At 68.0% G+C, this 6528-nt stretch carries 10 protein-coding genes and 1 tRNA gene; 6 read left to right on the forward strand and 5 right to left on the reverse strand.

Annotated features, from left to right (window positions below; translation table 11 throughout):
- Both QOC69_RS23305 and QOC69_RS23310 read right to left on the reverse strand, forming a co-directional pair.
- The coding region (locus QOC69_RS23305; protein WP_526444048.1) for an undecaprenyl-diphosphate phosphatase at nt 1–210 on the reverse strand (210 nt) is incomplete at its 3' end.
- Between the two features lie 44 nt (nt 211–254).
- Nucleotides 255–566: a hypothetical protein gene (locus QOC69_RS23310; protein ID WP_526444036.1), complete on the reverse strand. Its 312-nt coding sequence runs from the start codon at nt 564–566 to the stop codon at nt 255–257.
- 177 nt (nt 567–743) lie between these two features.
- Here QOC69_RS23310 and QOC69_RS23315 point away from each other — a divergent pair, with 177 nt between their 5' ends.
- Genes QOC69_RS23315 through QOC69_RS23325 form a run of 3 tightly spaced genes read left to right on the forward strand, consistent with a single transcriptional unit; the run spans nt 744 to nt 3079 of the window.
- Nucleotides 744–1718: a YncE family protein gene (locus tag QOC69_RS23315; RefSeq protein ID WP_526444050.1), complete on the forward strand. Its 975-nt coding sequence runs from the start codon at nt 744–746 to the stop codon at nt 1716–1718.
- A gap of 28 nt (nt 1719–1746) precedes the next feature.
- Nucleotides 1747–2001, forward strand: coding sequence for a DUF5703 family protein (locus tag QOC69_RS23320; RefSeq protein ID WP_526444038.1), 255 nt, complete (start codon nt 1747–1749; stop codon nt 1999–2001).
- 16 nt (nt 2002–2017) lie between these two features.
- On the forward strand, nt 2018–3079 hold the full coding sequence (locus QOC69_RS23325; protein ID WP_526444052.1) for a quinone-dependent dihydroorotate dehydrogenase: 1062 nt from the start codon (nt 2018–2020) through the stop codon (nt 3077–3079).
- Nucleotides 3080–3165: 86 nt separating this feature from the next.
- Here QOC69_RS23325 and QOC69_RS23330 read toward each other — a convergent pair whose 3' ends face one another.
- Entirely contained in the window at nt 3166–3702 is a 537-nt protein-coding gene (locus QOC69_RS23330; RefSeq protein WP_526444040.1) for a YbhB/YbcL family Raf kinase inhibitor-like protein, read from the reverse strand.
- A 19-nt stretch (nt 3703–3721) separates the two neighbouring features.
- A complete protein-coding gene (locus QOC69_RS23335; RefSeq protein WP_526444054.1) occupies nt 3722–5035 on the reverse strand; it encodes a M20/M25/M40 family metallo-hydrolase in 1314 nt (437 codons plus the stop codon).
- A 94-nt stretch (nt 5036–5129) separates the two neighbouring features.
- On the opposite strand from QOC69_RS23335, the gene QOC69_RS23340 reads away from it, so the two are divergent.
- The 3 genes from QOC69_RS23340 (at nt 5130) to QOC69_RS23350 (ending at nt 5905) form a co-directional block, all read left to right on the forward strand.
- Nucleotides 5130–5215, forward strand: a tRNA-Leu gene (locus QOC69_RS23340).
- Nucleotides 5216–5285: 70 nt separating this feature from the next.
- The gene (locus QOC69_RS23345; protein WP_526444042.1) at nt 5286–5528 is read left to right on the forward strand and encodes an AbrB/MazE/SpoVT family DNA-binding domain-containing protein; all 243 of its coding nucleotides are present in this window, start codon (nt 5286–5288) and stop codon (nt 5526–5528) included.
- Nucleotides 5525–5905 carry a type II toxin-antitoxin system VapC family toxin gene (locus QOC69_RS23350; protein ID WP_526444044.1) on the forward strand — a complete coding sequence of 127 codons (381 nt, stop codon included), beginning with the start codon at nt 5525–5527 and terminating at the stop codon, nt 5903–5905. The genes QOC69_RS23345 and QOC69_RS23350 overlap by 4 nt, the downstream gene beginning before the upstream one ends.
- Nucleotides 5906–5948: 43 nt before the next feature.
- Here QOC69_RS23350 and QOC69_RS23355 read toward each other — a convergent pair.
- On the reverse strand, nt 5949–6528 hold a 580-nt coding region (locus tag QOC69_RS23355), incomplete at its 5' end, for an alpha/beta hydrolase (protein WP_526444046.1).

Consider the following 6528-nt stretch of genomic DNA (forward strand, 5'->3'; position numbering starts at 1 on the left):
CCACGCCTTCACGATCCGCACGATGTCGCGAGCGAAGTAGATCAACACCGCAATCTCGGTGCCGATTTGAATGACGGCGGTGAACGACGCGCCTGCATCGTCGCGGAAGAACATCTGGGACACGATCGCGAGGTGACCGGACGAGCTGACCGGGAGGAATTCCGTGAGGCCCTGGACCACCGAGAGCGCGATCACCTGCACCCACGACATCGCCGCCACGTCCACCACGCCGACGACCGTACCGTGGGAAGTGGTCAGCGACCTGTACGCGGCACCGGTTGTGCGTCGGCGACGGCGTCCCGCACCGCGGCGACCAGACTGCGTTCGTCGTTGACGTCGACGTGGGCCACACTGTGGCTGGCCACGGCCACGACGTCCTCGGCATGAGGAACCGGCACTGCCAGCCGCGGCCGGTAGATCTCGACCATCAGGAGTTGGCGCTCGATGCGGAAGGAAAAGGAGCGACCGTCACCGACTTTGCCAAAACCGCTCGCGTACATGCCAGTTGAGATGTCTTCGATGGTGAATACTTCGTCGGCTACGTCTTTGTCGGCCGCCATGGTCATGCCGGAACCATACCGCCGGTGCGGTCATCAGGGGGGTCGGAGTTGACGAATCCGTAAACGGGAGCTTGCCTACACTTGCCTCGCCAGCCACATTCATTTCGCACATTTGAGAGCTTCCCTTTGCCGTCGCATCGAAAACTGATAAGTCGCCTAGCTCACAGTGCCGTAGTGGCTGTGATGGTGGTTGCCGGCGCGGCATGCTCCACGAAGTCGTCCGACGCGCCGCCGCCGACGATCCAGCCCGCCGTTGCGGCGGACTCACCGCCCGTCACCGCCCCACCCGCGGGTGAGATACGCCCGTTGAACGGCCCGGGCCAGGCGAGCACTTTCGACCGGGCGACCCACACGTTGGTCGTCCTTGGGGGCGATCCGGCGGGGCGTTCCGTGGTCACGGCATTCCCGCCGTCCGCGCCTGCGCGGACGGTGCTCCTACCCGCGGCGGCAACGGCGCTGACCGGCGACGACCGCGGCACCGCGTACGTCTCGACCAGGGGCGGCTACTTCCGCGTCGACGTCACCACCGGCGCCGTGACCCGACTGGACGTGGACGGCGCGCGGGACACCGAGTTCACCGCCATCGCCCATCGTGACGATGGCAACGTCGTGCTGGGTAGCGCCGACGGAGCGGTGTACACGTTGAGTTCGGCCACCGCGGTGGCCGCCCGGCTGCAGATCTTCGCCCGCGTGGATGCCCTTGTCGCCCAGGGCGACACGGTCGTGGTGCTGGATCGTGGGCAGACCTCGGTCACCACCGTCGATGCGTCGGGCACGCGGGCCGAGCACTCCCTGCGGGCCGGTGACGGCGCCACCACCATCGCGGCCGATTCCGCGGGGCGGGTCCTTGTCGCTGACACGCGTGGCGGCGAGCTGCTGGTGTTCGGCGCGGACCCGCTGATGCTGCGGCAGCGCTATCCGGTGCCCGGCGCGCCGTACGGGCTGACCGGGTCGGCCAAGCTGGCATGGGTGTCGGAGACCGCGACGAACAGCGTCGTTGGTTACGATCTGGCCACCGGAATACCCGTCGAGAAGGTGCGTTATCGAACCGTGCAGCAACCGAACTCCCTGGCCTTCGACGATGACACCGGCACCCTGTACGTGGTGTCGGGTTCAGGAGGGGGCGTGCAGGTGATCACCAGTGCGGTGCCGCGGTGATGAGCGCTTGCGCGAAGAGCAGACTGCCATGACGGCGGTCCAGCGTGGCAGGATGCCCGCGGGCTGGGAATCGGACCTGTCCGACGAGTACGAGTGGGCGCCGCTGCGGCTTCCGCCGGACGTGACGCGGTTGTCCGCCTCGACGCGCCTGTCGATCGAGGCCGAGTACCGCGGTTGGGAGCTGACCCGGGTGCGCCTGTACACCGACGGTAGCCGTCGGGTTCTGTTGCGTCGCAAGAAGACCGCGGCCGACCAGCTGGCTGCGGACCAGCCGGGGGCGTAGTGGCGGGCACTGCGTGATCTACCGCGTGCTGCGCCGGGCGCTGTTCCTGGTCCCGCCCGAACGCATCCACACCTGGGTGTTCGCGGGCCTGCGCACCGCCACGGCACCTCGACCGCTGCGCCACGGCCTGACCCGCTGGCTGGCACCGACGGACCCGGTGCTGGAGAGCACGGTGTTCGGCGTGCGGTTCCCCGGCCCGGTCGGCTTGGCCGCCGGATTCGACAAGGACGGCACCGGCCTGAACACCTGGGGAGCGTTGGGTTTCGGATACGCCGAGGTCGGCACGGTGACCGCGCGGGCGCAGCCGGGCAACCCGCGGCCACGGATGTTCCGGCTGGCCCACGACCGCGCGCTGCTCAACCGGATGGGCTTCAACAACCACGGCGCGGGCGAACTCGCGCTGCGCCTGACGCGGCACACCGCCGACGTACCGATCGGCGTGAACATCGGCAAGACCAAGGTGACGCCACCCGACGGCGCCGTCGCCGACTACGCCGAGAGCGCCAGGCTGGTCGGCCCGCTGGCGGCGTTCCTCGTGGTCAACGTCAGTTCGCCGAATACCCCGGGCCTGCGCGACCTGCAGGCGGTGGAGTCGTTGCGACCCATCCTTGCCGCGGTGAAGGCGCAGACGCAGACGCCGGTGCTGGTGAAGATCGCACCGGATCTGTCGGACGACGACGTCGACGACATCGCCGACCTGGCCGTCGAACTGGGGCTCGCGGGCATCGTGGCCACCAACACCACGGTGTCCCGCGACGGGCTGGTCACCCCCGGCGTCGACGCACTCGGCCCTGGCGGCATCTCGGGCCCTCCCGTCGCGCGGCGGTCCTCGGAGGTGCTGCGCAGGCTCTACCAGCGGGTCGGTGACCGGCTGGTGCTGATCAGCGTCGGCGGCATCGAGACCGCCGACGACGCGTGGGACCGCATCACCTCGGGCGCGTCACTGGTGCAGGGGTACACCGGCTTCATCTACGGCGGCGGCTCCTGGGCCAGGGACTTACACGACGGCCTGGCCCGCCGACTGCATGACGGCGGCTTCGCGACGCTCGCCGAGGCCGTCGGTTCGGCCACCCGCTAGTTCTGTTCGTTGAAATCCGCGCGAGCAGACGTAAAAACACCCGACACGCCGGCGAACTGGGCACCTTTACGTCTGCTCGCGGGAGGTCAGGACTGCTCGTAGGTGCCGTGGATGATCGCGCGGGCGATGGCGTGGCCGAACAGGTTGAACCCGAGGTATGCCGGCGTGGCACCCTCGGGCAGGTCGAGCTTCTCCACGTCGACCGCGTGCACGACGATAAAGTAGCGGTGCGGGCCGTGCCCGGCGGGCGGTGCGGCGCCGATGAACCGCTTCAGCCCCGCGTCGTTGGCCAGCGTGAGTGCGTCGCCGGGAAATCCGCTATTGCTGCCGTCACCGACACCGGCGGGCAGGTCGGTCACCGTGGCGGGCAGATTGGCCACCGCCCAGTGCCAGAACCCCGATGCCGTCGGCGCATCCGGGTCGTACATCGTCACCGCGAAGCTGCGGGTGGTCTCCGGAAACCCCGACCAGCTCAGCTGCGGTGAGACGTCGGAACCGCCTGCGCCCATGATGCCGCTGACCTGGTCATTGGCCAGCGGTTGGCCGTCGGTGACCGACTCGGAGGTCAGCGTGAACGTGGGTAGCCGTGGCAGGAACTCGTACGGGTTGTACGGGAAGGACATGATTTCCTTTCGATTTTCGTCAGCAGTGCGACAGGAAGTGCTCGAGTACCCGGGTGCCGAATTCGAGTGAGTCGACGGGTACCCGCTCGTCGACGCCGTGGAACAGCGCCGCGAAGTCCAACTCAGGCGGTAGCCGCAGCGGGCTGAAGCCGAAACAGCGAATACCCAAGCGCGCAAAGTGTTTCGCGTCGGTGCCGCCCGACAGCATGTACGGCACGATGCGCGCGTCGGGGTCGGCGGTCAACAGCGCGGCGTTCATGGCGTCCACCAGATCCCCGTCGAAGGTGGTCTCGTAGGACGGCAGCTCGGTGATCCACTCCCGGCTGACGTTCGGACCGATCAGCTCGTCGACCGTCGCCTCGAAGGCCGCCTGACGCCCTGGGAGAACCCGGCAGTCCACCACTGCCTCGGCCGTGGAGGGGATGACGTTGGCCTTGTAACCGGCCTTGAGCATGGTCGGGTTGGCCGAATCCCGCATCGTGGCGCCCACGATGCGGCCGATCGGCCCCAGCTTGGCGACCATGCCGTCCAGGTCGGGCGAATCCGGGTCGAAGGCATACCCGGTTTCCTCACCGACGGCGGTCAGAAACTGCGCGACGGGGTCGGTCATGACCAGTGGGAACTCGTAGTTGCCCAGCCGCGCCACCGCCTCTGCCACCGTGGTGACGGCGTTCTCGTCGTGCACGAACGAGCCGTGCCCGGCGCGGCCACGGGCAGTGAGACGCATCCAGAGCATGCCCTTTTCGGCGGTCTCGATGAGGTAGAGCCGCCGCTCGCCGCCCTCGCGGCGCGGCACGGTCAGTGAGAAGCCGCCGACCTCTCCGATGGCCTCGGTGACGCCGGCGAACAGGTCGGGCCGGTTCTCCACCAGCCATTGGCAGCCGTACTTGCCGCCGGCTTCCTCGTCGGCGACGAAGGCAAAGACGAGATCGCGGGGTGGTACCAGGCCGGCGCGCTTGAAGTGCCGCGCCGCCGCAATCATCATGCCGACCATGTTCTTCATGTCGACCGCGCCGCGGCCCCAGACGTAGCCGTCCTCGACCGCGCCCGAGAAGGGGTGCACGCTCCAGTCGGCGGCCTCAGCGGGCACGACGTCGAGGTGGCCGTGGATCATGAGCGCGCCGCGACTAGGGTCGGCGCCCGACAGCCTGGCGAAGACGTTTCCCCGGCCAGGGGCGCCCGACTCGACGTACTCGGTCTGGTAGCCGACCTCTTCGAGCCGCTCGGCCACCCAGTGAGCGCAGTCGGCCTCACCCTTGGTGGTCTCCAGTTCACCCGTGTTGCTGGTGTCGAACCGGATCAACTCGCTGACGAACCCGACCACCTCGTCCATACCACCAGTCACAGTCACACTTAATACCACTGCCGGGCACTCCGGGTTTGGGTCCGGGCCCGGCCATCCGATAACCTAAGCTGCCTTCGAACTGGTCCGAGTGGCGGAATGGCAGACGCGCTAGCTTGAGGTGCTAGTGCCCTATTAACGGGCGTGGGGGTTCAAGTCCCCCCTCGGACACTCTTTTTCAATGAATCGGGTCATGGTTGGGCCAGTGCCACATGCCGAACCGTCGTGGCACACTGTCCACATGGGTGCCACGATCACTCTTGGTCGGCAAGGTCGGCTGGTCATCCCCGCCGAGATCAGGGCGGCGCTCGGCTTGAGTCCCGGTGACCACCTCCACCTCCACCTCGACGGCCATCGGCTGATCATCGAGCGGCCGCAGGACGCCATATCCGAGCTTCGCCGACTCGGCAGTGGCTTGAGCAGTAGCCGCTCGCTGGTCGAAGAGCTTCTCGCAGAACGGCACGCCGCGGCTGAATCCGAATGACGGTCCTCGACGCCTCCGCGGTGCTCGCACTCATCCAGGACGAACCCGGCGCAGACTCCGTCGCGGCGGCCATCAACGAGGCGACAATCGGAACGCCGAACCTTGCGGAGGTGGTGGGCAAGCTCGTCGACGCACGAGTAGATGCGTCACGTGTCCGCGAACTGCTCAGGGCAGCCGGAGTCACCATTGAGCCGCTCACCGAGCGTGACGCCGAACTTGCCGGAGCCCTGCGTTCCATCAAGGGCGGCCGCTCGCTTTCGCTCGGCGACCGATGCTGTCTCGCACTGACCATCCGCAGCACGCCGGCCGTCGTGCTCACCGCCGATCGAGCCTGGCCAGAGCTCGACCTGCCAATCAAAGTCCAGCTGATCCGCTGATTCGACAACAGCAATCCCGACGGCGCCGCGAAAGTCGCACCGCTCAACTCACCCGGTGCGCGAAGTCCACCAGGTCGCGTTGCGCCCGCTGGAACAACTCCGGAATGGCCGCCGCGGCGAGCAACTCACCCGCGTGCGCCACCCCGTTGTAGGTGTGTCCGGTGGCCTCGACCCCGGCCCGCTGCAACGCCCGCAGGTAGGCCAGCCCCTCGTCGCGCAGCGGGTCCAGTTCGTCGGTGGTGATCACGTGCGGCGGCAGCCCCTCGAGATCGGCGACGTCGGCGTAGTACGGCCAGGCCAGCGGGTTGGTGGTGTGCTCCCCGGCCGGGTCGTACAGCGCAGCCATCAAGGTCAGCGCGGACGAGCTCAGGATGTAGCCGTCGTTCTCGATCAGCGACGGCAGCGCGGGATCCGGGGTGTCGTACCCACCGAAGATGTAGGGCACCTGCGCGTACACGCCGTCGATCCGGTCCAGCCGGCCCTCGCGCTTGGCCTTCAGCGCCGTCGCCAGCGAGAGGTTGCCACCGCCGGACTCACCCGTGACGACGATCGATGCGAGCCCGAGCTCATCGCGCCCGGCGTGCATCCAGTCCAGTGCGCTGGAGCAGTCGTTCAGGCCTGCA

The sequence above is a fragment of the Mycobacterium sp. genome (assembly GCF_032162105.1).
GTDB lineage: Bacteria > Actinomycetota > Actinomycetes > Mycobacteriales > Mycobacteriaceae > Mycobacterium.

Bases quoted from the DNA above. Each gene is read 5' to 3' on its own strand.
- QOC69_RS23350 (WP_526444044.1), top strand. From the start codon at position 5,525: ATGACGGTCCTCGACGCCTCCGCGGTGCTCGCACTCATCCAGGACGAA.
- QOC69_RS23345 (WP_526444042.1), top strand. From the start codon at position 5,286: ATGGGTGCCACGATCACTCTTGGTCGGCAAGGTCGGCTGGTCATCCCC.
- QOC69_RS23335 (WP_526444054.1), bottom strand. From the start codon at position 5,035: ATGGACGAGGTGGTCGGGTTCGTCAGCGAGTTGATCCGGTTCGACACC.
- QOC69_RS23315 (WP_526444050.1), top strand. From the start codon at position 744: ATGGTGGTTGCCGGCGCGGCATGCTCCACGAAGTCGTCCGACGCGCCG.
- QOC69_RS23310 (WP_526444036.1), bottom strand. From the start codon at position 566: ATGACCATGGCGGCCGACAAAGACGTAGCCGACGAAGTATTCACCATC.
- QOC69_RS23330 (WP_526444040.1), bottom strand. From the start codon at position 3,702: ATGTCCTTCCCGTACAACCCGTACGAGTTCCTGCCACGGCTACCCACG.
- QOC69_RS23320 (WP_526444038.1), top strand. From the start codon at position 1,747: ATGACGGCGGTCCAGCGTGGCAGGATGCCCGCGGGCTGGGAATCGGAC.